Raw genomic sequence first — 23199 nt, 5'->3', positions numbered from 1 at the left:
CCGATCGACCTTCCATCCCCCGGAGGCTGCTGCCATGCACGTGCTTCTTCGCGCCATCTGCCTTGCTTCTTCGCTGACACCCGCCTACGCACTGACCCAGAGCCGCGATGCCGGCCAGGACGCGGAGCTGAAACAGCTGCGCGAAACCGTCGAGGTTCTCACCGCACGCATCCAGGCGCTGGAAGCCAGCCAGGCCGCAACGCCACCGGGCGCGGCAACGCCTGCACTGGCTGGCAACACCGCCCAGGCGGCCGGCACTTCCGCTGCGCCCGCGCTGACGATGCCGACGGCACTGAAGCTGATCATCTCCCCGTTGCCGGCGCGGGAATCGTTCGACGAGGACGACCAGGCCTCGGCCCGTGCCGACAACGAAGTGCCGACGGGCTCGGACCTGGACGGCTTCTTCCAGGTGCCCGGCACGGCAACGTGGATCCGCCTGGGGGGCTACGCCAAGCTGGATGCGATGTGGGACAACGGCGATGCCGGCGACAGTGACCAGTTCATCACCTCGGACATTCCCGTCGATGGCGGCCGCGACAGCAGTCGCTTCAACATGCATGCGCGGCAGACCCGCTTCACCTTCGAGGCGCGCCGCGATACCGAGCGCGGCCAGCTGCGCATGCTGCTGCAGAACGATTTCTTCGGTTCCGGTGGAAGTTACGGCTACCGCCTGCGCCATGCCTGGGGCCAGCTCGGCAATACCTACGCGGGCTTCGGCTGGTCGGCCTTCATGGACCTCGATTCGGGCCCGGACCTGATTGATTTCGCCGGCCCGGGCGCCTCGCCGTCGGCGCGCGTAGCCAGCATCCGCCAGTACTTCCCGCTGGGCAAGGGCAACCAGTTGCTGGTGGCGGCCGAGCACCGCTCGCCCGAACTGCAGCTGCCCGGCGCCACCCAGCAATCGCGCAATGCCGCGCCCAGCCTCGTCGCCGCTGCACGCCATGAGGCAGACTGGGGCCACCTGCAGCTGTCCGGGGTGATGCGCTACCTCGCCTACGATTCGGCCCGCGACAGTGGCGAGGGCAGGGACGGTGCCTATGCCGGCGGCCTGGCCCTGAGTGGCTCGTGGAATATCGACAGCGGCGACTACTTCGTGTTTGGCGCCGTGGGCGGCGAAGGCATCGCCTCCTACCTGGGTGACCTGGGCGGCCTGGACCTGGACGGCGTGGTCGATGCACGCGGTGACCTGCAGACCCTGCAGCAGTACGGTGGCTGGGTCGGCTATACGCACCTGTGGTCCGGCCGCTTGCGTTCGACCTTGACCTACAGCCAGCTGCGACTGGAGCGCGACAGCCTGCTTGCACCGAGCATCTTCCGGCGCAGCGACTACGCGGCCGTCAACCTGATCTGGCAACCGGCCCCGAGCTGGAGCTGGGGTGCCGAAGTGCTGTATGGAAAGCTGGAGCAGCAGGATGGCGCCAGCGGCGATGTGTTCCGCGTGCAGACCGCGCTGAAGTACGACTTCATCCGGTGACCGACCATGAACCCGGTGCTCCGTCCGTGCTTCCTTCGCCCAGGCCTGCTGGCAGCGGCGATATGCGCTTCGCCGCTGGCAGCGGCCCAGAACGCGACCCTCGGCTCGCTGCTCGAGGAGCCGCAGAGCGCGGGACTGGGTGGGCTGATGCGGATCGAGGCGTCGCCCTACAAGGGCGCCGATGACCGTGTCGACCTGTTGCCGCTGTATCTGTACGAGGGCGATCGCTTCTTCCTGCGCTCCAACACTGCCGGCATCAAGCTGACACAGCGCGAGGACGAGGGCATCGAGCTGTTCGTCGAGCGCCGCCTGGAGGGCTATCCGGAGGATGAGACGCCGCCGATCCTGGAGGGCCTGCGCACCCGCAACAGCGAGGCTGACCTGGGCGTGCGCGTCTACTGGAAACGCGATGCACACCTGCTGGACCTGACCGTCCGCCAGGATGTTTCGCGCACATCCAAGGGCAGCGAAGTGCGCTCGTCCTACGGCTACACCTGGCGCGGCGAACGCTGGGCCCTGCAACCGATGCTGAGCCTGCAGTGGCGCAGCGCCCGGCTCAACGACTACTACTTCGGCGTGGAACAGGATGAGGCCGACGACCTGCGGCCGGCGTACGCCGCAGGCTCCGGGCTGGATGTCACCGCCGGCCTCTACGGTCGGCGTCGCGTGCTGCAGAACTGGAGCGTGCTCGGTGGCGCCTATCTGACCCGGCATGCCAGCGCCATCGGCAACAGCCCGCTCGCGCGCGATGACCTGCAATGGGGCGCCATGCTCGGCGCGGCCTACGACTTCGGCAACGGCAACGTCGCCTGGAACAAGCCGCAGACGCCGACCTGGGTGAAAGTGTTCTACGGGCGCGACTCGGCCGAGGGCTGCCACATGATCAAGATCATGACCCTCAGCTGCACCCGCCTCAATTCCGACGACCCCACCGACATCTGGGGTGTGCACATCGGACGGCCCTTCGTCTCGCGCCTCAACGGCTGGCCGCTGGACCTGGTGGGGTATGTCGGCATCCTGCGCCACGAAGAGCGCGGCATCCAGCCCGATGCCTGGCAGATCGATGCTTACATGAAAGCCTTCTATTACGGCTTCCCGTGGTCGCACCGGGTGAATACCCGCATCGGCTTCGGCTTCGGCCTGTCGTATGCCGAGCGCGTGCCGCACACCGAAGTGCAATCGCAGGCGCGCCGCGAGCGCAACACCTCCAAACTGCTCAACTACCTGGATCCCAGCATTGATGTCAGCGTAGGCGACATCATTGGCAACCCGCGCCTGCACGATCTCTACTTCGGCGTGGGCATCTCGCACCGCTCGGGCATCTTCGGTTCTGCGCGCATGCTGGGCACCGTCGATGGCGGGTCCAACTACATCTATGCCTACCTGGAAGGCGCGTTCTGACCCCCCGGGCCGCCGCGCCCACGCGCACGGTCACGCCGCAGCAGCAAGGCAATGCCGATATAGGCCAGGCCCATCGAGAGCAGCGCGAGGCCTACGCCCCACGACGCCGACGCGCGCCCGGCCCACGCCACCCCGGCCACCGAGAGGAAGGCCGCCACCAGTGCCGCCAGCCCGGATACCAGCGGCACCCAGCGCTTGCCGCCTGCTTCAAAGCGCAGCGCCAGCCCGATCAGGGCCAGAGCCTGCACCGCCAGTACCACCGTGACCGTCAGCGCGATCGCGTAGGCCGCCCACTCGGGATGGGTGTAGATCGCCACGCCGGCAATGACCTGGGCGGCACCCAGCGCGATGGTGATGGCGAAGCTGAGCATGCCGCGCAGCAGGAACGCCTGCGACAGCTGCAACGCACCGGCGATGACCAGCAATGCCGCCACCAGCAGGGTCATGGCATGCGCCACCAGCGAGGATGCGTACAGGCCAAGGATGCCCAGCACCACCAGTACGGCGCCGAGTACCAGCATGAGCCGCCACCGGGCCTGCATGGCCACGCCGATGGAAGTGGGATCGTTGCCGAGGCGAGAGAGCACAGTCATGAGCGCGTCCCCAGGATGAGAGCCGGATCCAGTGCCAGCCGTACCCGGCTACTATGCCGCCAACGGCCGGCATGCGCGCTCAGGAAAAGTACGCAGGAACCGGCTGGATTCCTTCACGCCGGGCGGCGCTAGAGCAGCCCGCTGGTCGCCTTCAGGCTCAACACAAGCTGGGCAACACGCAGGGTGATGAACACGTACGCCGCGCACAGCAGGAGCTGCAGCGTCAGGTGCGATTTCAGCTTGCCCAGCCGCCACAATCCGTCCGAGAGATTGAGCAGCAACAGGCCCGCACCGATCGCGGTCACGAAATAGCCAACGATGGTGGGGTTGGCCAGATCGAGCTCGCCAGGGCTGGAGCGCACGACCTCCAGGCCTGCCGCGGTGATGAGCGAGGCCACGGCGAGATTGCGTGCGTTCTCGAAGACCTGCTGCAGCACGCCGCGCTCGAACAACAGGATGGCAAAGCGTCGAACAGTGGCAGGCAACATGGCGGCGCACCGGGTCGGGATGACCTGCAGCAGCCTTGCGCGGCAGCCATGAATGCGGCGTGGAGGCATCCGCCTGCGGCCTCAGTAAATCTACCCAGGCGGGTCAGTGCGGCTCCAGGCCGTCGTCGCCCAGGCTGAGGATCCCGCGCTGCAGTGACAACGTCACAGCATGCGTCCGATCGCGCGCGCCCAGCTTGCCCATCGAATTCTTCATGTGCGCCTTCACCGTCTGCTCGGAAATGCCCAGCTGGTCGCCAATGCGCTTGTTGGAACAGCCGGCGGCAACCAGCACCAGGATTTCGATCTCCCGGGGCGACAGCGCGTCGTGGGTGACATGTGCAGCGATGTTGGTGGCCACCTCGGCCGGCAACGGGACGCGCCTGCCGGAATGCACCAGGCGGATGGTCGACAGCAGGTCGTGGCGCAGCATGTCCTTCAGCAGGTAGGCGCTTGCACCGGCGTGCAGTGCCTTCACCGCCTTCGCATCGCCGCTGTAAGTGGTCAGCACGATGATGCGCGCTTCCGGCGCGGTGGCACGTATCCGTGCAATCGCCTCGATGCCATCCATGCGCGGCATCTGCAGGTCCATCAGCACCACGTCCGGGCGATGTTCGAAGTAGGCGCTGACGGCCTGCACGCCATCGCCGGCCTCGGCCACCAGCTCCATGTCGGGGCTGCTCTGCAGCAGGGCCAGCAGGCCTTCGCGCAGCAGGGGGTGATCGTCCACGACCAGGATGCGGATCGGAAGGTTCATGTCAGCTCCTCAGCCGTTTCAGCAGCCGCGACCACGGCGCGGCCGCCCGGGAATGGTTCAATCGGTGCGTGGAAATGGACAGCGCAACCTCGGTCCCCAGCCCAGGGCGCGACCAGATCTTCAGCTCCGCGCCCAGGCGCAAGGCACGTTCGCGCATGCCCTGCAGGCCCCAGTGGCCTTCCCGCACCCGGTCCGGCGCCATGCCCTGGCCATCGTCACGCACATGCAGGCGGAACGTCGTGCCGTAGGCAATCTCCACCTCGATGGCCGAGGCGCCCGAGTGCTCGATGGCGTTGCGGATGGCCTCGCGGCCGATCAGGTAGATCTCTTCCAGTGCCTCGGTACGGATCCGGGTCGGCTCACCCTCCACGGTCACGCGCAGCCGGCGGTCATCGGGTTGCGTGTCCTGGCGGAACACGTCCGACAGGGCAGCGGCAAGATCGGCGCGGTGGTCCGCTTCCTGGCGCAGCGCGGTGACGCGGTCGCGGCCCTCGCGCAGGCTGTCTTCGGCGGCGTGCATGGCTGATTCCAGGCGCTCCTGTGCACCGGGGGGCAGGGCAGGCATCACGCTGATTGCATGCAGCCGCAGCAACAGCCCCTGGCTGCCCTGCAGCAGGGTGTCATGCAGGTCGCGCGCGATGCGTTCGCGCTCGTGCAGGCGCTCCTCGTAGCGCGCCTTCACCAGCGCGGTGATGTTTCTCGCGCGCATGCGTGCGGCCGCTGCAATCAGCAGGATGATGGCAATGGCCACCAGGCTGCGGAACCAGAACGTCTGCGTCAGCAGCGGCTCGATGGTGAAGCTCGCCGTGGTCGGTGCAGTACCCCAGACGCCATCCTCGCTGGCCGCGATGACCTCGAAGGTGTAGGTGCCGGGCCCAAGGTTGGTGTAGTACGCGGTGGTGGCACTGCCGGCATCGCGCCAGCCGGCATCGACGCGGGACAGGCGGTAGCGGTAGCGATTGCGTTCCGGCCGGGCAAGGGACTGGGCGATGAAATCGATCTGCAGCTGGGTGATGCCAGCCGGAATCGTCGCACCGTCCGCCAGCGGCTCCTGCTCATCGCCATAGTGGATGTTGCCGATGCTGGTGACTGGTGCGGATCGGCTGCGGTTGGGCTTCAGGGTGTCCAGCCATGCCAGGCCCTGGTTGGTGCCCAGCCACAGCAGGCCATCCGGTGAAAGCTGCGCGGTGGGCAGCGGCCCGCTCTGCAGTGCGACGCCCGGCATGCCATCGACATCATCGAACAGGCGCGGGGAGACCACGATGCCCTGGGTCGCGCTCTCAAGGGCGGTGGAAAGATCGAGCCGAACCAGGCCGCGGCCGCCGTTGAGCCAGAGCTGCCGTGAGCGATCGACCACGATGCCGGTGATGCCTTCCAGCACGCCGGCGATATCGGTCCTGACCTCGCCGAACGCCTTCGCGCCACTGCGAATGGCCAGGCCCTTCTCACCGGCAACCAGCAGCAGGTCGCCCGCCGCCAGGATCGAGGTGATCGGCCCGACGTCCAGTCCATCGGCCTTTCCCAGCGTGTGCAGCCGCTTGCCGTCGTAAAGCGCAACGGCACCATCGGCGAACCCGGCGATCAGGCCGCCCCGACCATCCGCGGCCAGCGCGCTGCAGCTGTTGCGCTGCAGGTCCACCGGGCTGCGCCACGCGCCATGGTCGTAATGGCTGAGGAAGGTTCCCTGCACGCAGGCCCAGGCTTCGTGCGCATTGGGAAAGTACAGCGCCTGCGGCTGCAGGCCTTGAGCCGAGCCGGGAAACTGGATGCGCTGCAGCTCGCGCCCGCGCCGCATGACCAGGTTGGTCCATTCAAACTGCCAGAACGGCGTGCTGTTGCGGAGGGCCGCCGTCTGCAGGCCGGCACGCGGCAGGCCGAGCGTCTGCCGCTGCAGGGCGTAGGGAACGGGATCCTCACCATAGCCGAGCAGTTCGCCCGCGGTGTTGCGCCCGACCACGCGGTACGGATCGGTTGGCCCCTCGCTGAGCGTGCGTACGCTCTGCGCGCGGAAGCGGCTGAGGCCGAGATTGGTTCCGATCCAGATGTTGCCTTCGCGATCCTCGAACACGGGCACCGCCGCCGGGGAAGTCAGGCCCTGGGCGACGTTGAAGGTTTCCATCGACACCGCCGTCTTGCCGTCGAAGATCACCCGCGCCGCGCCGCCGACACCGTCGATGCCGCGCATCGGCGCCCACATGACACCATCGGCGGTGAAATGCAGGCGGCTGGCGATGATGCCGGGCAGGCGGCGCGCCTCGCGCTCGGCCTCGGCCAGCATGCCGTGGGCATCGGCGATCGGCATCGTGCCGCGACCGCGGTCGGCCAGCCAGATTTCGCCCGAAGGGCTCTCGGCGAGTGTGGACATCTGTGCGACGCCGATGCCGGTCGCAATGAACGTCGCACCGCCCTTGGGGATGTACCAGACCTGCTGGCCGACCAGCGCCCAGAAGGTGCCGCGCGAATCCTTCAGCAGCCAGTGGCCGCGCCGTTCGGGCACGCCCATCGAGGCCGGCAGCTTCTCCCAGCGCCCATTCCTGAAGCGCCGAAGGCCTTGCTCCACGGCCGCCCACAGCACGCCCTGGTCGTCATAGGCAAAGCTGGACACCACGCCGGGCGGCACGCCTTCGCCGCGCTGGTAGGTCTTCAGCGTGCTGCCCTCGGTCAGGTGCCCGATGCCTGCGTGGTAGTAGCCGATCCACATGCTGCCGGGGCGATCGGCAAACAGCGTGATCATGTTCAGCGAGGGCGCGCCGGCGCCGGCCACGCTTTCCTGGCGCTCGAAGCGCTGGCCATCGAAGGTATAGAGGCCCGAACCCGTGGCCAGCCACAGCCGGCCGGTTTCGTCCTGCTGGATATCCCAGATATCACCGGGTGCGCCCTGGCCCGCCCGCCATGCCGTGTGGTTGTAACCACTGAAACCGGCGTGCACCGGAGGGTTCTGCGTGGCCCAGGCAACCGGACACACCGCCAGCAACGCGCTCAGCAGGAGCCCGCGGAGCGAGCGACGGGGAAAGGCGCGGCAGAGAATCATGCGGGAAATACGGCGGGGATACTGCGGGGTAGGGAATGGCCCCGAGGGCGCGGACAGCGGCCAGCCAGCAGGGAGCGGGCCGAGCTTAGCACCCGCTCACGCCGCGCAGCCATAACGAAATGGCAGTAGTCGCCCGCACTGCTCAAGGGCCCGACATACCCCGTTCGGGGCAGGTGGAAACCGATTACATCGGCTACTAATGCGCTTCATGGCTCAGGGGGAGCGATCTTGCAGCGGCTCTACGTAATGTTCCCTGACAGGGCGCCCGGCATCGGGCTGCTCTGGATGCGCCTGTGCCTGGCCGCATCGCTGTGCCTGTCGATCGGCGATGACCCCTGGCACACCGCGGCATCGCTGCTGGTCTCGGCCCTCGTCGCGGCCGGATGGCTGACGTTGTTCGCGGTGCTGCTGGCGACCGGCGTGATGCTCTGGACCGGACCACTGACCGCACTGGTGCTGCTTCCACTGGGCTTGCTGCTGCTAGGGCCAGGTGCGTATTCGCTGGATGCGTGCTCCTTCGGCCGCCGTGTGATCGATCTGGTAGGCGTGGGTCGTAACCCGAAAGAGTAACCAACGCGGCCAACCAACAGGGCTACGCCGTTGGGCGAGGCACCGGCAAGCTGTGCTGCCCCCACGAATCCCTGCGGTCGATGGCCCACACCGTCCCCTCCGATGCCGCGCGGCCAGCGAAGGCACACAGCCAGAGCGCGGCACTGGCTCGCGCCCTGCGCTACATCGCGTGCCACCTGGACACGCCACTGCGCATCGAGGACGTGGCGGCCGCCGCCTGCGTGAGCCGCTTCCACCTTTCGCGCCTGTTCCGCACCGGGCTGGGAACCACGCCATCCCGGTATGTCCGCCGCACGCGCATCCAGCAGGCCAGCCTGGCGCTGCACCGGCGCCGCCAGCCCATCGCCCAGATCGCAGCCCAGTTCGGCTTCTTCGACCAGAGCCATTTCGTGCGGTGTTTCCGCGAAGAAATGGGCTGCACCCCCACGCTTTACTCCGCACGAAGCACCTGAACCCCCAAAGGACATCGACATGACCACCGCTACCGCCACGCCTGCCAAGGGCCTGCTTTCCCCGACCGACCACGCCCTGGTGCTGATCGACTTCCAGTCGCAGATGGCGTTCGCCACCCACACCATCGACATCTCCGCGCTGCGCAACAACGTGTCGCTGATCAGCAAGGGCGCCAAGGGCTTCAACGTGCCGGTGGTGCTGACCACGGTTGCCGAGCAGTCGTTCTCCGGCCCGATGTTCCCGGAACTGCCGGAGATCTTCCCCGGCCAGGCTGTGTTCGACCGCACCTCGATGAATACCTGGGAAGACCAGCCGGTCATCGATGAGATCAACCGCATCGGCAAGCAGCGTCTGGTGCTGGCGGGTCTGTGGACCAGCGTGTGCATCGTCGGCCCGACCCTGTCGGCGCTGGAGCAGGGCTTCGAGGTCTACGTGATCACCGATGCCTGCGGCGATGTCAGCGACGAAGCGCACGAGCGTGCCATCACCCGCATGGTGCAGGCCGGCGCGCGCCCGATCACCAGCGTGCAGTACCTGCTGGAACTGCAGCGCGACTGGGCACGCGGCGAGACCTATGGCCTGACCACCGGCATCGCCCGTGACCACGACGGCGGCTACGGCATCGGCATCCAGTACGCCAAGGCCATGTTCGGCGCGCAGGAAGGCGGCCACTGATGAAAAAGGCCGCAGAAGTGAACCTTCAACGTGATGCTGCCGTGCTCCTTCTGCGGCTCAGTGCGGGCGGCTTCCTGCTGCCGCACGGCCTGGGCAAGCTGTTCGGCTGGTTCGGCGGCCCGGGCCTGGGCGGCTTCGTGCAGGAGCTGGCCCAGTTCGGCCTGCCGGCCACGCCGGCCGTCGCCCTGGTGCTGGCCGTGGTACAGAGCCTGTTCGGCCTGACCGTGCTGCTTGGCGCCTGGACCCGCATCTCCGCGATCGTTGCCGCCGGCTTCATCGCCACCACGGTGTGGATCGCGCTGCCGCACGGCTGGTTCTGGATGGGCACGGGCGTGGAATACCCGCTGATGTGGCTGGCGGCACTGCTTTCGGTCGCGCTGCTCGGCGGCGGTCGTTTCTCCATTGATGGCCTGCGGGCCTCGAACCTGGATGGAAGATCATGAGTGACGAACCGATTCTCCCGTCGCGCCGCAACGTCATCGTCGGCGCAGGCGCCGCCCTGGCCATGGGCTTCGTCGGCCGCAGCTTCGCCAAGGTGTTCTCGCCCGAACAAAGCAAGCGGATGAGCACCCTGGTCATCCGCAACGCCCGCATCACCACCCTCGACCCGGCCATGCCGCATGCAGAGGCGCTGGCCGTGCAGGATGGCCGAATCGTGGCCGTGGGCACCAACGAAGAGGTCATGCGGGGCTGGGCCGCCGAGGCGACCATCCTCGACGGCCAGGGGCGCCGGCTCATCCCCGGACTCAACGACAGCCACACCCACCTGATCCGCGGTGGCCTGAACTACAACCTGGAACTGCGCTGGGATGGCCTGCGCTCGCTGGCCGATGCCATGGCCATGCTGAAGGCCCAGGTCGACCGCACCCCGGCACCGCAATGGGTGCGCGTGGTCGGTGGTTTCACTGCCGCGCAGTTCACCGAGAAGCGCCTGCCGACGCTGCAGGAACTCAACGACATCGCACCGGACACGCCGGTGTTCCTGCTGCACCTGTACGACCGCGCACTGCTGAATCGCGCGGCGCTGCGCGCGGCGGGCTACACCAAGGATACGAAGGATCCGCCGGGTGGCCAGATCGTGCGCGACTCGCTGGGCAACCCGACCGGCCTGCTGCTGGCCAAGCCCAACGCGCTCATCCTGTACGCAACCCTGGCCAAAGGCCCGCGCCTGCCGATCGAGTACCAGGCCAATTCCACCCGCCACTTCATGCGCGAGCTGAACCGGCTGGGCATCACCTCGGTGATCGATGCCGGTGGTGGCTTCCAGAATTACCCCGAGGACTACCAGGTCATCGAACAGCTGCACCGCGATGACCAGCTGACCGTACGCATCGCCTACAACCTGTTCACCCAGAAGCAGGGCCAGGAGATGGCCGACTTCGAGCGCTGGACGGACATGCTCACGCCGCGCCAGGGTGATGACCTGCTGCGCCACAACGGGGCCGGCGAAATGCTGGTGTTCTCGACGGCTGATTTCGAGCTGTTCAACGAACCGCGCCCGGAACTGCCGCCGGAGCTGGAGCCCGAACTGCACGACGTGGTCAAGCTGCTGGTGCAGAAACGCTGGCCATTCCGCATCCACGCCACGTATGACGAGAGCATCACCCGCATCCTCGACGTGTACGAGCAGGTGAACCGCGAAATCCCGTTCGACGGCCTGCGCTGGTTCATCGACCACGCCGAAACCATCACCCCGCGCAACATCGAGCGCATCCGTGCGCTGGGCGGCGGCATTGCCGTGCAGCACCGCATGGCCTACCAGGGCGAGGCGTTCGTCGAGCGCTACGGCGTGCAGGCCGCGCGGCACACACCGCCGGTCAAGCGCATGCTGGCCGAAGGCGTGCCGGTGGGTGCCGGTACCGATGCCACCCGCGTGGCCAGCTATAACCCGTGGGTGGCGCTGTCATGGCTGGTGACCGGACGCACCGTGGGTGGGTTGGCGCTGTATGGCGAAGAGAACCTGCTCGAACGCGAACAGGCGCTGCGCCTGTGGACGCAGGGCAGCGCGTGGTTCTCGGGTGACGAGAACACCAAGGGCACCCTGAAGGTCGGCCAGCTGGCGGACTTCAGCATCCTGTCCTCGGATTTCTTCCGCGTCGACGACAGCCAGATTGCCGATATCACCAGCCTGCTGACCGTGGTCGGCGGCAGGATCGTGCACTCCGATGGCGATTTCGAAGGCCTCGCTGCACCGCTGCCGCCGGCGATGCCGGACTGGTCGCCGGTCAACAAGTTCGGTGGCTACCACGTCGGCGGCACCGCCACCGGCCTGGCCATGGCCCATCACCACCACCACGGCGCGCCCTGCGGTGCCCACGGTGCGCACGGCCATGCGGCGCTGCACGCCGCGCCGACCAATGAACTGACCTCGTTCTGGGGTGCAATGGGATGCTCATGCTTCGCGTTCTGACCCTGGCCCTGCTGGCCACGCCGTCGCTGGCCCTGGCCTGCGGCGGTGGCGCCTGTACCGACGTAGGCGATGGCCAGCTGCAGCTGGATGCCTCGCTGCGCCTGCGCGGCATGTACTACGACCCGACCCGGTTCGGCATCGGCGAAAGCGAGGACGGCTACGGACTGCTGCGCGCCCTTGCATCGGCGCGGTACCGCCAGGACAACTGGCAGGCCATGCTGCAGCTGGGTGCCCATGCCGAGGAAGGCAAGGCCGGCGGCCCGGGCAAGACCGATCGTGGCGCGCTCGACATCCAGCAGGCGTACTGGCGCTGGGAAAACAACGGCATGCACGTGCAGCTGGGGCGGCAGGAAGCCGGCTACGGCAGCTCGCGGCTGCTGTCCGTGCGTGACGGGCCGAACATCCGCCTGGCGTTCGACGGTGCACGCGTCGGCTGGAACGGTCGCCTCGGCACGCTGGACCTGATGGCACTGCGCGCGGTCGAGAACCGCCCGGGCGCGTTTGATGACCGTGGCGAACAGGGCGCGCACCTGTGGGGTGCCTATGCCACCACCGCACGCGGCCACGGGCCCGGCCAGTGGGACCTGTACCTGCTCGACTACCGCAGGGAGGCGGGCCGCTTTGCCGCCGGCAGCGGCATCGAGCGCCGCCAGACCCTGGGTGCGCGCTGGTTCGGCCGCGCGGGCGGCCTGGACTGGAACACCGAGCTGGTCGCCCAGGGCGGCGAACTGCGCACCGCAGCGGCCGACCTGGACATCCGTGCCTGGACGGTGGCCACGGACACCGGCTGGCAGTGGCAGAACGTGCCCTTGCAGCCGCGGCTGGGCGTCAAGGCGGACATCGCCAGTGGCGATGGCAACCTGCACGATGGTCGCCTGGGCACGTTCAATGCGTTGTACCCGAAGTCGGCCTACTTCAGTGAAGCCAGCCTGCTGGCGCCGGCCAACCTGATGGACATCCAACCCACGCTGGCCCTGCGCCTGCATGAAAAGGTGACCACCGAACTGGGCGTGCAGCTGGCCTGGAAGCACCGCCGCGCCGATGCGGTCTACACCACGCCGGCGCCGCTGGTGGCCCTGCCAGGTACGGCAGGCGGCCCCCGCCGCATCGGCAATCAATACAAATCCGAAACACGCTGGCAGGCCAGCGAACACTGGCAATGGCAGCTGCAGCTGGCCTGGATGGATGCGGGCCCTGCACTGAAGCAGGCCGGCGGCCAGGACACGCTGTTCGCCTCGATCGTTGGAGCATGGCAATGGTGAATGCAGCCGCATCACAGAACACTTCGCAGGCCGGTGCCTGGTCCCCGTTGAAGATCGGCATGTTCCGGTCGCTGTGGCTGGCCATCCTGGCCAGCAACATCGGCACCTGGGTCAATGACGTGGCCGCGGCCTGGGTCATGGCCGAGCGCACCGGCTCGCCGTTGATGGTGGCCCTGGTGCAGTCGGCCACCACGGTGCCGATCGTGCTGCTGGCACTGGCCGCCGGCACGCTGGCCGACATCGTCGACCGCCGCAGGTACCTGGTGTTCACCCAGGGCTGGATGCTGCTGGTGGCACTGGTGATGGCCGTGCTGACCCACCTGCAGATGCTCACCCCGGAACTGCTGGTGCTGCTGACGTTCTGCATGGGCTGTGGCGCGGCCATGGCGATGCCCGCGCAGGCCGCGATCGTCTCCGAACTGGTGCCGCAGCCGATGCTGGCTTCGGCGGTTGCACTCAACTCGATCGGCATCAATATCGCGCGCTCGATTGGTCCAGCCATCGGTGGCGTCATCGTGTCCCAGCTCGGTGCGATGTACGCGTTTGCCTTCAACGCCATCACCTTTGCCGCCATGCTGGTGGTGGTGTGGGCGTGGAAGCGCGATGCAGCCGCTTCGAGCCTGCCGCCGGAAGGTTTCGGCGCCGGCCTCAAGGCCGGTATCCGCTACGCCACGAAGGCGGGCAAGCTGCAGGCGGTGCTGATCAAGTCGGTCGGCTTCTTCTTCTTTGCTGCCGCCGCCAACGCGCTGCTGCCGGTCGTCGTCCGCGGCCAGATGCACGGCGGGGCAGGGCAGTACGGCATGTTGCTGGGCTGCATCGGCATCGGTGCCGTCGGTGGCGCACTGCTGCTGCCCAAGCTGCGCGCGAAGCTCGACCGCGACCTGCTGGTGCTGCTGGCCACGCTCTCGCTGGCCGCCAGCCTGGTGGGCCTGGCACTGCTGCGCAGCTGGTACCTGCTGCCGCCGGTGATGATGATCAATGGTTTTGCATGGATCACCGTGCTGTCCTCGCTGCAGATCGCAGCGCAGACCGCGGTGCCGGCGTGGGTGCGTGCGCGTGCCCTGGCGCTGTACATCATGATCTTCTCGGCCGGCGTGGCCGCCGGTGGCCTGAGCTGGGGCGCGCTGGCGCAGCAGACCTCGCCGGAGCTGGCCCTGATGGTGGCCGCCATCGGCGCGGCGGTCGGTGGCCTGCTGGTCTGGCGCGTGCGTATTGCCGGTACCGAAGAACTGAACCTGCGTCCTGCAGGGCACTGGCCCGCACCGGAGCTGTCGGTGGCCGTCTCGCATGATCGCGGCCCGGTGCTGGTCACGCTCGAATACCGCATCGACGAAGCGGATCGCGCGGCCTTCCACAAGCACATGCATCAGCTCGGCATCATCCGCCGCCGCGACGGTGCCGTGGTCTGGGGTGTTGTCGAGGATGTGGCCAGCCCGGGCATCCACCTGGAGTACTTCGTCGCCGCGTCCTGGCTGGAACACCTGCGCCAGCACGAACGCATCACCGCCGACGACAAGCAGATCCAGGAAGCGCTGCGGGCGCTGCACAGGGGTGAGCGCGCCCCGGTTGTCCGCCACTTCGTGGGCGGCGGCGATGCGCCGGTGGCTCCGCCTGCACACCACCACCAGGACATCTGACAACGCCGTTGTCTGCCGCACGTGGCTACACCGCAGGGCGCCCTACAAGGCGCCCTGCGCACATCAGGCCTTTCCGGAAACCCCCGATGCAGTACCTGGCAACACAGACATCCGCAGGCCTCATGGGCCTGGTCGACGAGGCGCTGCGCTCGAAGTCACTGCCCGAGCTGCATCGCTGGGGCCTGCACCGGGGGCTGACCTGCAGTGGATCGGTACACCACGAGGCGGCGGGCACCATCCGCGGCCGGGTCGGCGAGGGCTACTTCGAGCTGCTCTGGGAAAAGCAGAAACAACCTGCGCGCTGTGACTGCATCGCCATGTCCTGCGCACTGTGGGCCGCCAACCGGATCCTGGTGCTGGAGAAGGGCCGCATCGCTGCCGGCGGCTGCGACGCCATCGCCTGCGCGCGGCCGTGATCCGCACAACGGTGCAAGACGATCTATCAAGTATTACAGACCATACATCACCGATGCGCCTGCAATCGGGCGCACAGTACGTCCCACACCACCCACCCAAGCGAGTTCATCCATGAACACCTTCACCCGTACCCTGGCCGCCGCCGCGCTGGCCCTGTCTGTCCAGGCTGGCCTGTCCGCACAGGCCGCCGAACCGGCCAAGCCGGCTGCCGTCACCAGCATCGCGCGCACCGCCAGCTACATCACCACCGCCGATGGCGTGCAGCTGTACTACAAGGACTGGGGCCCGAAGGACGGCCCGGTCGTCACCTTCAGCCACGGCTGGCCGCTGAACTCGGACAGCTGGGAATCGCAGATGATCTTCCTGGCCAACCACGGCTACCGGGTGATCGCGCACGACCGTCGTGGCCATGGCCGTTCCAGCCAGCCCTGGGATGGCAACGACATGGACCACTACGCCGATGACCTGGCCACGGTCATCAACACCCTGGACCTGCACGACGTGACCCTGGTCGGCTTCTCCACCGGTGGCGGTGAAGTGGCGCGCTACATCGGCCGCCATGGCACCAGCCGGGTCAAGAAGGCCGTGCTGATCAGCTCGGTGCCGCCGTTCATGCTGAAGACCGCCGACAACCCGAACGGCCTGCCGATCGAAGTGTTCGATGGCATCCGCAAGGCGCAGATGGAAAACCGCGCGCAGCTGTACAAGGACATTCCGTCCGGCCCGTTCTACGGCTTCAACCGCCCGGGCGCAAAGGTCTCGCAGGGCCTGATCGACGCCTGGTGGGCGCAGGGCATGCAGGGTGGGCACAAGAACACCTACGATTCGATCGCCGCGTTCTCGGCCACCGACTTCCGCGCCGACCTGAAGAAGTTCGACGTGCCGACCCTGGTCATCCACGGTGATGACGACCAGATCGTGCCGATCGACGTGGCCGGCCGCATGTCGGCCAAGCTCATCAAGGGCGCAAAGCTGATCGTGTACCCGGGCGCACCGCACGGCCTGACCGACACCCACAAGGACAAGGTCAACCAGGACCTGCTGACCTTCCTGCAGGAAAAGTGAGTGACGGGGCCCTGGCATGTGCCGGGGCCCTGTTCCGGATGTCATCCGGCCTGGATGCGCAGCGCCTCGATGACCAGCGCGAAGGCAGGGGAGTGCTGTTTCCTGCTCGGGTAGTACAGGTGGTAGCCGGAGAAGGGCGGGCACCAGTCCTGCAACGTGCGGACCAGCCGCCCTTCCTGCAGATGCGGCGCGAACTCCTCTTCGGGCAGGAAGGCGATGCCGAGGCCTTGCAGTGCTGCCAGCACGATGTGCGGCGAACTGTTGAAGGTCGCCTGTCCATCCACCCGCACATTCACCTGCCGGCCGCGTCGCTCGAATTCCCAGACGTACAGGCCGCCGGTGGTGGGAAAGCGCATGTTGATGCAGTTGTGCGTGGTCAGATCGGCCGGCACCTTCGGTGCCGGGTGCCGGCTGAAGTAGTCCGGTGTTGCCACGGCGGCCATCCGCAGCCGGGGTCCAATCGGCAGCGCGACCATGTCGCCGTCGATGCTCTCGCCCAGGCGAACCCCGGCATCAAAGCGGTCGGCGACGATGTCGCGCAGGCCATAGTTCACGTCAAACTCGATGTTCACGTCGGGGTAGCGCTGCATCACAGGCAACAACCGCGGCAGCAGCACGGTTCGCAGTACGTGATCGCCGCAGGTCAGGCGCACCGTACCCGCAGGCTTCTCGCGCAGTTCGGTCAATGCATCGAGTTCGGCCTCGATTTCATCAAAGCGATTTCCGATCGCCTCCAGCAGGCGCTCGCCAGCCGGCGTGGCCGAGACGCTGCGCGTGGTGCGGGTCAGCAGACGGATCTGCAGCCGCTCTTCCAGCGCCTTGATGGCCTGGCTCAGCGCCGACTGGGAGACGCCCAGCACGGCGCCCGCGCGGGTGAAGCTGCCTTCCCGGGCGACCGTGACGAAGGCAAGGAGATCGTTGAGGTTGCGTCTGGCCATGGGGCGAAGTGTGGCACGGCAGATTGATTAGCAGGGCTAATAGACCCTAAAAGGTTCAATTGGCTAATCAAGCCAATAGGGGCTCGGCACAATGGCCGCCACCTCCCACCCCAGGATGCATCGGCCATGTCCCTGACCGTCAAAGCCTACGGCGCCCATGCCGGCGACCGCCCCCTTGAAGCCATCGACATCACCCGCCGCGCGCCCGGCGCGGACGACGTGCAGATCGCCATTGCCTTCTGCGGCATCTGCCATTCAGACCTGCACCAGGCCCGCGCGGAATGGGCCGGCACCCTGTTTCCCTGCGTGCCCGGGCACGAGATCGTCGGCCGCGTAGTCGCCGTGGGCGCCCAGGTGCAGGGCTTCAACGCCGGCGACCTGGTGGGTGTCGGCTGCATCGTCGACAGCTGCCGTTACTGCCAGGACTGCGGCGATGGCCTGGAAAACTACTGCGACGGCATGGTGGGTACCTACAATGGCCCCACCAGCGATGCGCCGGGCCATACCCTCGGCGGCTACGCCGAACAGATCGTCGTGCACCAGCGCTACGTGCTGCACGTCCGCCACCCGGAAGACCAGCTGGCCGCCGTCGCGCCCCTGCTGTGCGCCGGCATCACCACCTGGTCGCCGCTGAAGCACTGGAACGCCGGCCCGGGCAGCAAGGTCGGCATCGTCGGCATCGGCGGCCTGGGCCACATGGGCGTGAAGCTGGCCCATGCGCTGGGCGCACACGTGGTGGCATTCACCACCTCGGAAAGCAAGCGCGAAGCGGCTCTGGCGCTGGGTGCCAATGAAGTGGTCGTGTCCCGTTCGGCGGACGAAATGGCCGCGCATGCGAAATCGTTCGATCTGATCATCAACACCGTGGCGGCCCCGCACGATCTCGACGCCTACCTGGTCCTGCTCAAGCGCGATGGCGGCATGGTGCTGGTCGGTGCACCGGCAACGCCGCATCCGTCGCCGGCGGTGTTCAACCTCATCATGAAGCGCCGCACGCTGGCCGGGTCGATGATCGGCGGCATCGCCGAAACACAGGAAATGCTCGACTTCTGCGCCGCGCACAGCGTGGTGGCCGACATCGAGCTGATCCGCGCCGATGAAATCAACGACGCCTACGAACGCATGCTCAAGGGCGATGTGAAGTATCGCTTCGTGATGGACACCGCCACGCTTTCGGCCTGAAGGGAGGCCTCACCATGAAGCACTTCCTCCTCCTTGCCGGCCTGCTGGCCGGTTCGATGACGGCGTCCGCGCAGGACCTGTCCCGCGGAGCCGACAATTTCTACCGCAGCGAGCGCGTCACCTCGCAGAAGGTGACGTTCCACAACCAGTACCAGATGAAGGTGGCCGGCAACCTGTTCCTGCCCAAGGACCGCACACCCGGCACGAAGTACCCGGCCATCGTGGTCGGGCACCCGATGGGGGCGGTGAAGGAGCAGAGTTCCAATCTCCATGCGCAGAAACTGGCCGAGCAGGGTTTCGTCACCCTGGCCATCGATCTTTCCTTCTGGGGCGAGAGTGAAGGGACGCCTGGCCACATGGTCGCACCGGAGATCTACGCCGACGACATCAGTGCCGCCGTGGATTTCCTGGCGACCCAGTCGATCGTCGATGGCAGCCGCATCGGCGCGCTCGGCATCTGCGGCAGCGGCAGCTTCGTGATCAGCGCGGCGAAGATCGACCCGCGCATCAAGGCCATCGCCACCGTCAGCATGTACGACATGGGGGCAGCCATGCGCAACGGCCTCAATGCCTCGCAGAGCCTGGCCCAACGCCAGGCGATGATCCAGTCCGCCATCGAGCAGCGCCAGGCGGAATTCAATGGTGCCGCACCACGCTATGTGCCGGGCACGGTCACCGAACTCAGCGCGGACACGCCCGAAGTGCAGCGCGAGTTCTTCGATTTCTACCGTACCCCGCGCGGCGCCTACACCCCATCCGGGCAGCAGGCGGACCAGACCACCATGCCGCTGTTCAGCAGCCTGGTGAAGTTCCTCAACTTCCATCCGTTCAACGACATCGAGACCATCGCGCCGCGCCCGATGCTGTTCATCAGTGGCGACCACGCCCATTCGCGCGCGTTCAGTGAAGATGCCTATCGCCGCGCCGGCCAGCCGAAGGAACTGTACTGGGTGAAAGGGGCGGGGCATGTGGATCTCTACGATCGCACCCAGCTGATTCCCTTCAGCCGGCTGGCGGCGTTCTTCCAGAAGGGACTGGCGGCGCCGTGATGACCGACGACCAGAACGCACCGGCGCGCGCACATTGGGGCGGCGTCTTCGCCATGACCCTGTGCGTGTTTGCGCTGATCGCCTCGGAGTTCATGCCGGTCAGCCTGCTTACCCCGCTCGCTGCCGACCTGCAGGTGAGCGAGGGATTGGCGGGCTACGGCATCGCCATCTCCGGTGCGTTTGCCGTGCTCACCAGCCTGTCCATTGCGCGCCTGGCAGGGCGCCTGGACAGGCGAACGGTCCTGCTGCTGCTCACCGCGCTGATGGCGGTGTCCGGCGTGGTCGTGGCCACCGCGCACAGCTACGCGGTGTACATGGCCGGGCGCGCGCTCATCGGCGTGGTCGTCGGCGGCTTCTGGTCACTGTCGGCGGCGACCGCCATGCGCCTGGTGCCACCCTCGCATGTCCCGCGTGCCCTGGCCATCTTCAACGGCGGCAATGCGCTGGCCACGGTGGTCGCGGCGCCGCTGGGCAGCTATCTCGGCGGGATCATCGGCTGGCGCGGTGCGTTTCTGTGCCTGCTTCCGGTCGCGGCGCTGGCGTTCGCCTGGCAGTGGGCCAGCCTGCCACGCATGCCTGCGCGCACCACCGCCGCGCCAGGCAAGGTGCTGGCCCTGCTGCGGCGCCGGCCGGTGCGATGGGGCATGGCTGCCTGCGGTGCCTTCTTCATGGGCCAGTTCGCACTGTTCACCTATGTCCGCCCGTTCCTGGAAACCGTCACCCATGCGGGCGCCACCGCGCTTTCCATGGTGCTGCTGGCGATCGGGGTATCCGGTTTCATCGGCACCGTACTGGTTGGCCGCGCACTCGCGCACGGGCTGTACCGCACGCTGGTGTGCATCCCGATGCTGATGGCAGCCATCGCCCTGCTGCTGGTGCCGTTCGGCACCCAGCTCTGGCCGGTCGCGGCGCTGCTCTCGGCGTGGGGCCTGCTCGCCACCGCCGCCCCCGTGGGCTGGTGGAGCTGGCTGGCGGACACCTTCAAGGACGACGCCGAGGCCGGCGGCGGCCTGATGGTGGCGGTCGTGCAGTGCTCCATTGCCGTGGGCTCCACCCTGGGCGGCGCACTGTACGACCACGGTGGCCACGGCAGCACCTTCGCGGCCAGCGCAGGCGTACTAGGCGTGGCCGCCGTCCTCGCCTGGCGCACCGCGGCGGGCCAACGCCCGCTGGCGCCACGTGTAACCCGCAGCCAATCCGAACCCACCTGGACACGTCAGCCCGAACCCTCCACGCAGGAGCCAACACCATGAACACTTCCTTCCTCATGCTCGCCCTTGGCGCCACCGCGCTGCCTACCGCGACTGCTGCCGCAGCCGACACAGGCCAGCAGACCATCGCCCGCGCTGGCGAGCAGGCATCGCAGCCCGGGGCAGAGGCGTACTTCACCGGCCGCGTGCGGATCGACCCGGTCTGGCCGGCCGAGGGCGGCATTCCAGCCTCCGGCGGCCTGGTTACCTTCGAACCGGGCGCGCGCTCGGCCTGGCACACCCATCCGGCCGGTCAGCGCCTGCTGGTCACCAGTGGGGTGGGGCTGGTACAGGAATGGGGCAAGCCAGTCCAGGTCATCCGCCCGGGCGACGTGGTCTGGTGCCCACCGGGCGTAAAGCACTGGCACGGCGCCGCCCCCGAGACCGCCATGACCCACCTTGCCGTGACCGGGACGATCGATGGCCGCAACGTGGAGTGGATGGAGAAGGTGGACGATGCGCAGTACCACGCCCGCTAGAACGAAGTCGTGGCTGCTGCTGGCCACACTCATCCTGGCGGGACTGCCCGCCACGAACGCACAGGAGCCATTGCCCATGAACACTTCACCCCGTAACGAAATGCCGCCCCTCGCGTCGCTGAGCCAACGGCAGCAGGCGCTGGTTCCGATTGCGGCGTTCGCGGCCTCAGGCAACCTCGAGCGCCTGAAGCCGGCGCTGGAAGCAGGACTGGATGCGGGACTCAGCATCAGCGACGTGCGTGAGGTCCTGCTGCAGCTCTACGCCTATGCCGGCTTTCCGCGCAGCCTCAACGCGCTGGGCCAGTTGATGGAGGTCGTGCAAGCGCGCGCGGCGCGTGGCCTGCACGACGACCCCGGGCGCCAACCCAGCACGCCTGCCCCGCAGGGCGAGGCCCTGTTGAAAATCGGCACGGACAACCAGACGGTGCTGGCTGGCGCCCCGGTGGCGGGTCCACTGTTTGATTTCGCACCCGCGGCCAACACGTACCTGCGCACCCATCTTTTCGGTGACATCTTCGCGCGCGACAACCTGGATTGGCAGAGCCGTGAACTGGCCACGCTCAGCATGCTGTCCATGATCGAGGGGGCGGATGCACAGGTAATCGCCCACATCGGGATGAGCATGAACATCGGCGTAGGGAAGGACGCGCTGGCCGAGCTGGCCGATACCCTGGAGACCTGCGTGGATGCCGTTCCGGCGCAGCGGGTCCGACAGGCACTGCTGCGGAAAACGCAACCATAACCCCAACGTCGCAGGCCGTGAGACCGCCCTCCGTATCCTCTGGGCCATGCTTACGCCCTCCGCACATCAAGACGTCAATCGCGCACGCATCGTCTCCGGCTGGGTGCAGACCGGTGAGCGCTGGGTGCTGTGGTGGAACGCACGCGAAATCGCCGCGGTCGCCCCGGACGGGCGGCCGGGCGTTCGTCTCTGGATGAAGGGGCAGAAGATGTGGCAGACCAAGGATGTGCGTGCTGCCAGCATCCGCCAGGGCAAACGCTTTGCCGAGCGCTGGTGCGCAGCACGTCTCTACCCGGAACTGCGGCTGCGCGATGCCGTGGCACGGCTGGTCAGTGCAACACCGCCTCCCCAGGCAGCGCCACCACCGCCGCCGCTGCCGCCCCTCGAGCGACAGCAGGTGCGGCGGCTGGCCGACGCGGGCGGCCGCGATATTGCACGCATCAAGGAAGCGCTGGATGCGCGCCGCCAGCCGCAGGTGCACTGAGCGCGCGCAGCAGAGCGGAACCCATGGCTCACCACGGGTTCCGCCAGCAGCCGTTACTTCGGCATCAGCACACTGTCCACCACATGCACCACGCCGTTGGACTGCATGACATCGGCGGTCGTCACCGATGCCTTGCCGCCCTTGGCATCGATCACCCAGACCTTGCCGTCCTGCAGCTTCACCGTCAGCGGCTCACCCTGCACGGTCTTCAGGGTACTGGTGCCACCGTGGCTGCGGGCGGCCGCCGTCAGCTGGGTGGAGGTGTAGGTGCCTGACACCACGTGGTAGGTCAGCAGCTTGCTCAGCTTGGCCTTGTTTTCAGGCTTCAGCAGGGTGTCCACCGTACCGGCGGGCAGCTTCTCGAAGGCCTGGTTGGTGGGCGCGAACACCGTGAACGGGCCCTTGCCGCTCAACGTGTCCACCAGGCCGGCCGCCTTCACCGCGGCCACCAGGGTGCTGAGGTCCTTGGCCGTCGAGGCGTTCTCCACGATGGTCTTGTTGGCATACATCGGCACGCCGCCCACCATCGGGTTATCGGCCGCAAACGCTGCGGGTGCGGCACAAGCAACCGCGATGCCCGCGGCAATGGCAAGACGCTGGATCTGGCTACGCATGTTCGTGTCCTCGCTGGACGAGGCCCTTCGGCCTCTTCATGAATGCAGGAATGCCTGCGGATAACGCGCCCATGGGAGCCTTGCCAGCGAGTTGTGCCTATCTCTACGAGTCATGCAGGGCGCTTGGATGCGGCCGATTGCAACCGTCTTTTGAATGGTTCAACGACGTTGACGAGGCGTGACGAAGGGCAGGCGCCGTAGACCCGGCACGCGCCAGAAAAACGGCACTAT

General features: G+C 67.4%; 23 protein-coding genes. 17 read left to right on the top strand and 6 right to left on the bottom strand.

Translation table 11 applies throughout. The features are described from left to right. Positions 1 to 34: 34 nt before the first annotated feature. Both C1927_RS11250 and C1927_RS11245 read left to right on the top strand, forming a co-directional pair. Positions 35 to 1474, top strand: coding sequence for a DcaP family trimeric outer membrane transporter (locus C1927_RS11250; RefSeq protein ID WP_108746717.1), 1440 nt, complete (start codon positions 35 to 37; stop codon positions 1472 to 1474). Positions 1475 to 1480: 6 nt separating this feature from the next. Next, the gene (locus C1927_RS11245) at positions 1481 to 2875 is read left to right on the top strand and encodes a MipA/OmpV family protein (RefSeq protein WP_108746716.1); all 1395 of its coding nucleotides are present in this window, start codon (positions 1481 to 1483) and stop codon (positions 2873 to 2875) included. On the opposite strand, the gene C1927_RS11240 is transcribed toward C1927_RS11245, so the two are convergent. From C1927_RS11240 to C1927_RS11225, 4 genes are all read right to left on the bottom strand, one after another. Then, positions 2854 to 3468 carry a DUF308 domain-containing protein gene (locus tag C1927_RS11240; RefSeq protein ID WP_079221925.1) on the bottom strand — a complete coding sequence of 205 codons (615 nt, stop codon included), beginning with the start codon at positions 3466 to 3468 and terminating at the stop codon, positions 2854 to 2856. The two genes, C1927_RS11245 and C1927_RS11240, sit on opposite strands and share 22 nt — an antisense overlap. 128 nt (positions 3469 to 3596) lie before the next feature. Then, on the bottom strand, positions 3597 to 3956 hold the full coding sequence (locus C1927_RS11235) for a hypothetical protein (RefSeq protein WP_108746715.1): 360 nt from the start codon (positions 3954 to 3956) through the stop codon (positions 3597 to 3599). Positions 3957 to 4059: 103 nt separating this feature from the next. Then, positions 4060 to 4710, bottom strand: coding sequence for a response regulator transcription factor (locus C1927_RS11230; protein WP_079221923.1), 651 nt, complete (start codon positions 4708 to 4710; stop codon positions 4060 to 4062). 1 nt (position 4711) lies between these two features. Then, positions 4712 to 7639, bottom strand: a complete 2928-nt coding sequence (locus C1927_RS11225) for a sensor histidine kinase (protein ID WP_159095348.1) — start codon at positions 7637 to 7639, stop codon at positions 4712 to 4714. A 330-nt stretch (positions 7640 to 7969) separates the two neighbouring features. On the opposite strand from C1927_RS11225, the gene C1927_RS11220 reads away from it, so the two are divergent. From C1927_RS11220 to C1927_RS11180, 9 genes are all read left to right on the top strand, one after another. Continuing rightward, positions 7970 to 8311, top strand: coding sequence for a hypothetical protein (locus C1927_RS11220; protein ID WP_079221921.1), 342 nt, complete (start codon positions 7970 to 7972; stop codon positions 8309 to 8311). Positions 8312 to 8391: 80 nt separating this feature from the next. After that, positions 8392 to 8763: an AraC family transcriptional regulator gene (locus tag C1927_RS11215; protein ID WP_108746713.1), complete on the top strand. Its 372-nt coding sequence runs from the start codon at positions 8392 to 8394 to the stop codon at positions 8761 to 8763. Positions 8764 to 8782: 19 nt separating this feature from the next. Continuing rightward, the gene (locus C1927_RS11210; protein WP_108746712.1) at positions 8783 to 9439 is read left to right on the top strand and encodes a hydrolase; all 657 of its coding nucleotides are present in this window, start codon (positions 8783 to 8785) and stop codon (positions 9437 to 9439) included. Further along, the gene (locus C1927_RS11205) at positions 9439 to 9882 is read left to right on the top strand and encodes a DoxX family protein (protein WP_108746711.1); all 444 of its coding nucleotides are present in this window, start codon (positions 9439 to 9441) and stop codon (positions 9880 to 9882) included. Before C1927_RS11210 ends, C1927_RS11205 begins: the two co-directional genes overlap by 1 nt. A gap of 119 nt (positions 9883 to 10001) precedes the next feature. Then, positions 10002 to 11849: an amidohydrolase gene (locus tag C1927_RS11200; RefSeq protein ID WP_174208727.1), complete on the top strand. Its 1848-nt coding sequence runs from the start codon at positions 10002 to 10004 to the stop codon at positions 11847 to 11849. Then, on the top strand, positions 11828 to 13111 hold the full coding sequence (locus C1927_RS11195; protein WP_108746709.1) for an alginate export family protein: 1284 nt from the start codon (positions 11828 to 11830) through the stop codon (positions 13109 to 13111). The genes C1927_RS11200 and C1927_RS11195 overlap by 22 nt, the downstream gene beginning before the upstream one ends. After that, positions 13105 to 14748, top strand: coding sequence for an MFS transporter (locus C1927_RS11190; RefSeq protein WP_108746708.1), 1644 nt, complete (start codon positions 13105 to 13107; stop codon positions 14746 to 14748). The genes C1927_RS11195 and C1927_RS11190 overlap by 7 nt, the downstream gene beginning before the upstream one ends. Before the next feature lie 86 nt (positions 14749 to 14834). Continuing rightward, positions 14835 to 15164: a hypothetical protein gene (locus C1927_RS11185; protein ID WP_108746707.1), complete on the top strand. Its 330-nt coding sequence runs from the start codon at positions 14835 to 14837 to the stop codon at positions 15162 to 15164. Between the two features lie 112 nt (positions 15165 to 15276). Continuing rightward, entirely contained in the window at positions 15277 to 16230 is a 954-nt protein-coding gene (locus tag C1927_RS11180; protein WP_079221913.1) for an alpha/beta hydrolase, read from the top strand. 41 nt (positions 16231 to 16271) lie between these two features. Here the strand turns inward: C1927_RS11180 and C1927_RS11175 are convergent, their stop codons facing one another. Beyond that, positions 16272 to 17168 (bottom strand): LysR family transcriptional regulator, encoded by an 897-nt coding sequence (locus C1927_RS11175; protein WP_079221912.1) that lies wholly within the window; start codon positions 17166 to 17168, stop codon positions 16272 to 16274. Between the two features lie 126 nt (positions 17169 to 17294). On the opposite strand from C1927_RS11175, the gene C1927_RS11170 reads away from it, so the two are divergent. The 6 genes from C1927_RS11170 (at position 17295) to C1927_RS11145 (ending at position 22354) form a co-directional block, all read left to right on the top strand. Beyond that, positions 17295 to 18350, top strand: coding sequence for an NAD(P)-dependent alcohol dehydrogenase (locus C1927_RS11170; protein WP_202818514.1), 1056 nt, complete (start codon positions 17295 to 17297; stop codon positions 18348 to 18350). A 14-nt stretch (positions 18351 to 18364) separates the two neighbouring features. After that, positions 18365 to 19399: an alpha/beta hydrolase gene (locus C1927_RS11165; RefSeq protein ID WP_108746706.1), complete on the top strand. Its 1035-nt coding sequence runs from the start codon at positions 18365 to 18367 to the stop codon at positions 19397 to 19399. After that, a complete protein-coding gene (locus C1927_RS11160) occupies positions 19399 to 20652 on the top strand; it encodes an MFS transporter (RefSeq protein WP_108746705.1) in 1254 nt (417 codons plus the stop codon). Before C1927_RS11165 ends, C1927_RS11160 begins: the two co-directional genes overlap by 1 nt. Next, complete coding sequence (locus C1927_RS11155) at positions 20649 to 21128, top strand: cupin domain-containing protein (RefSeq protein ID WP_079221909.1); 480 nt, start codon at positions 20649 to 20651, stop codon at positions 21126 to 21128. The genes C1927_RS11160 and C1927_RS11155 overlap by 4 nt, the downstream gene beginning before the upstream one ends. A gap of 76 nt (positions 21129 to 21204) precedes the next feature. Further along, positions 21205 to 21870, top strand: a complete 666-nt coding sequence (locus tag C1927_RS11150) for a carboxymuconolactone decarboxylase family protein (protein WP_174208685.1) — start codon at positions 21205 to 21207, stop codon at positions 21868 to 21870. A 46-nt stretch (positions 21871 to 21916) separates the two neighbouring features. After that, a complete protein-coding gene (locus C1927_RS11145; protein ID WP_079221907.1) occupies positions 21917 to 22354 on the top strand; it encodes a hypothetical protein in 438 nt (145 codons plus the stop codon). Positions 22355 to 22407: 53 nt separating this feature from the next. Here the strand turns inward: C1927_RS11145 and C1927_RS11140 are convergent, their stop codons facing one another. Further along, entirely contained in the window at positions 22408 to 22968 is a 561-nt protein-coding gene (locus C1927_RS11140) for a fasciclin domain-containing protein (RefSeq protein ID WP_079221906.1), read from the bottom strand. Between the last annotated feature and the right edge of the window lie 231 nt (positions 22969 to 23199).

Source organism: Stenotrophomonas sp. ZAC14D1_NAIMI4_1, from assembly GCF_003086775.1.
Taxonomy (GTDB): domain Bacteria; phylum Pseudomonadota; class Gammaproteobacteria; order Xanthomonadales; family Xanthomonadaceae; genus Stenotrophomonas.
This window is presented reverse-complemented; position numbering and strand designations above follow the sequence as displayed.

What these genes read in the sequence shown, in the direction of transcription:
- C1927_RS11250 (WP_108746717.1), top strand. Translation starts at nt 35, where the DNA reads ATGCACGTGCTTCTTCGCGCCATCTGCCTTGCTTCTTCGCTGACACCC.
- C1927_RS11245 (WP_108746716.1), top strand. Translation starts at nt 1,481, where the DNA reads ATGAACCCGGTGCTCCGTCCGTGCTTCCTTCGCCCAGGCCTGCTGGCA.
- C1927_RS11240 (WP_079221925.1), bottom strand. Translation starts at nt 3,468, where the DNA reads ATGACTGTGCTCTCTCGCCTCGGCAACGATCCCACTTCCATCGGCGTG.
- C1927_RS11235 (WP_108746715.1), bottom strand. Translation starts at nt 3,956, where the DNA reads ATGTTGCCTGCCACTGTTCGACGCTTTGCCATCCTGTTGTTCGAGCGC.
- C1927_RS11230 (WP_079221923.1), bottom strand. Translation starts at nt 4,710, where the DNA reads ATGAACCTTCCGATCCGCATCCTGGTCGTGGACGATCACCCCCTGCTG.
- C1927_RS11215 (WP_108746713.1), top strand. Translation starts at nt 8,392, where the DNA reads ATGGCCCACACCGTCCCCTCCGATGCCGCGCGGCCAGCGAAGGCACAC.
- C1927_RS11210 (WP_108746712.1), top strand. Translation starts at nt 8,783, where the DNA reads ATGACCACCGCTACCGCCACGCCTGCCAAGGGCCTGCTTTCCCCGACC.
- C1927_RS11205 (WP_108746711.1), top strand. Translation starts at nt 9,439, where the DNA reads ATGAAAAAGGCCGCAGAAGTGAACCTTCAACGTGATGCTGCCGTGCTC.
- C1927_RS11200 (WP_174208727.1), top strand. Translation starts at nt 10,002, where the DNA reads ATGAGCACCCTGGTCATCCGCAACGCCCGCATCACCACCCTCGACCCG.
- C1927_RS11195 (WP_108746709.1), top strand. Translation starts at nt 11,828, where the DNA reads ATGCTCATGCTTCGCGTTCTGACCCTGGCCCTGCTGGCCACGCCGTCG.
- C1927_RS11190 (WP_108746708.1), top strand. Translation starts at nt 13,105, where the DNA reads ATGGTGAATGCAGCCGCATCACAGAACACTTCGCAGGCCGGTGCCTGG.
- C1927_RS11185 (WP_108746707.1), top strand. Translation starts at nt 14,835, where the DNA reads ATGCAGTACCTGGCAACACAGACATCCGCAGGCCTCATGGGCCTGGTC.
- C1927_RS11180 (WP_079221913.1), top strand. Translation starts at nt 15,277, where the DNA reads ATGAACACCTTCACCCGTACCCTGGCCGCCGCCGCGCTGGCCCTGTCT.
- C1927_RS11175 (WP_079221912.1), bottom strand. Translation starts at nt 17,168, where the DNA reads ATGGCCAGACGCAACCTCAACGATCTCCTTGCCTTCGTCACGGTCGCC.
- C1927_RS11170 (WP_202818514.1), top strand. Translation starts at nt 17,295, where the DNA reads ATGTCCCTGACCGTCAAAGCCTACGGCGCCCATGCCGGCGACCGCCCC.
- C1927_RS11165 (WP_108746706.1), top strand. Translation starts at nt 18,365, where the DNA reads ATGAAGCACTTCCTCCTCCTTGCCGGCCTGCTGGCCGGTTCGATGACG.
- C1927_RS11160 (WP_108746705.1), top strand. Translation starts at nt 19,399, where the DNA reads ATGACCGACGACCAGAACGCACCGGCGCGCGCACATTGGGGCGGCGTC.
- C1927_RS11155 (WP_079221909.1), top strand. Translation starts at nt 20,649, where the DNA reads ATGAACACTTCCTTCCTCATGCTCGCCCTTGGCGCCACCGCGCTGCCT.
- C1927_RS11150 (WP_174208685.1), top strand. Translation starts at nt 21,205, where the DNA reads ATGAACACTTCACCCCGTAACGAAATGCCGCCCCTCGCGTCGCTGAGC.
- C1927_RS11145 (WP_079221907.1), top strand. Translation starts at nt 21,917, where the DNA reads ATGCTTACGCCCTCCGCACATCAAGACGTCAATCGCGCACGCATCGTC.
- C1927_RS11140 (WP_079221906.1), bottom strand. Translation starts at nt 22,968, where the DNA reads ATGCGTAGCCAGATCCAGCGTCTTGCCATTGCCGCGGGCATCGCGGTT.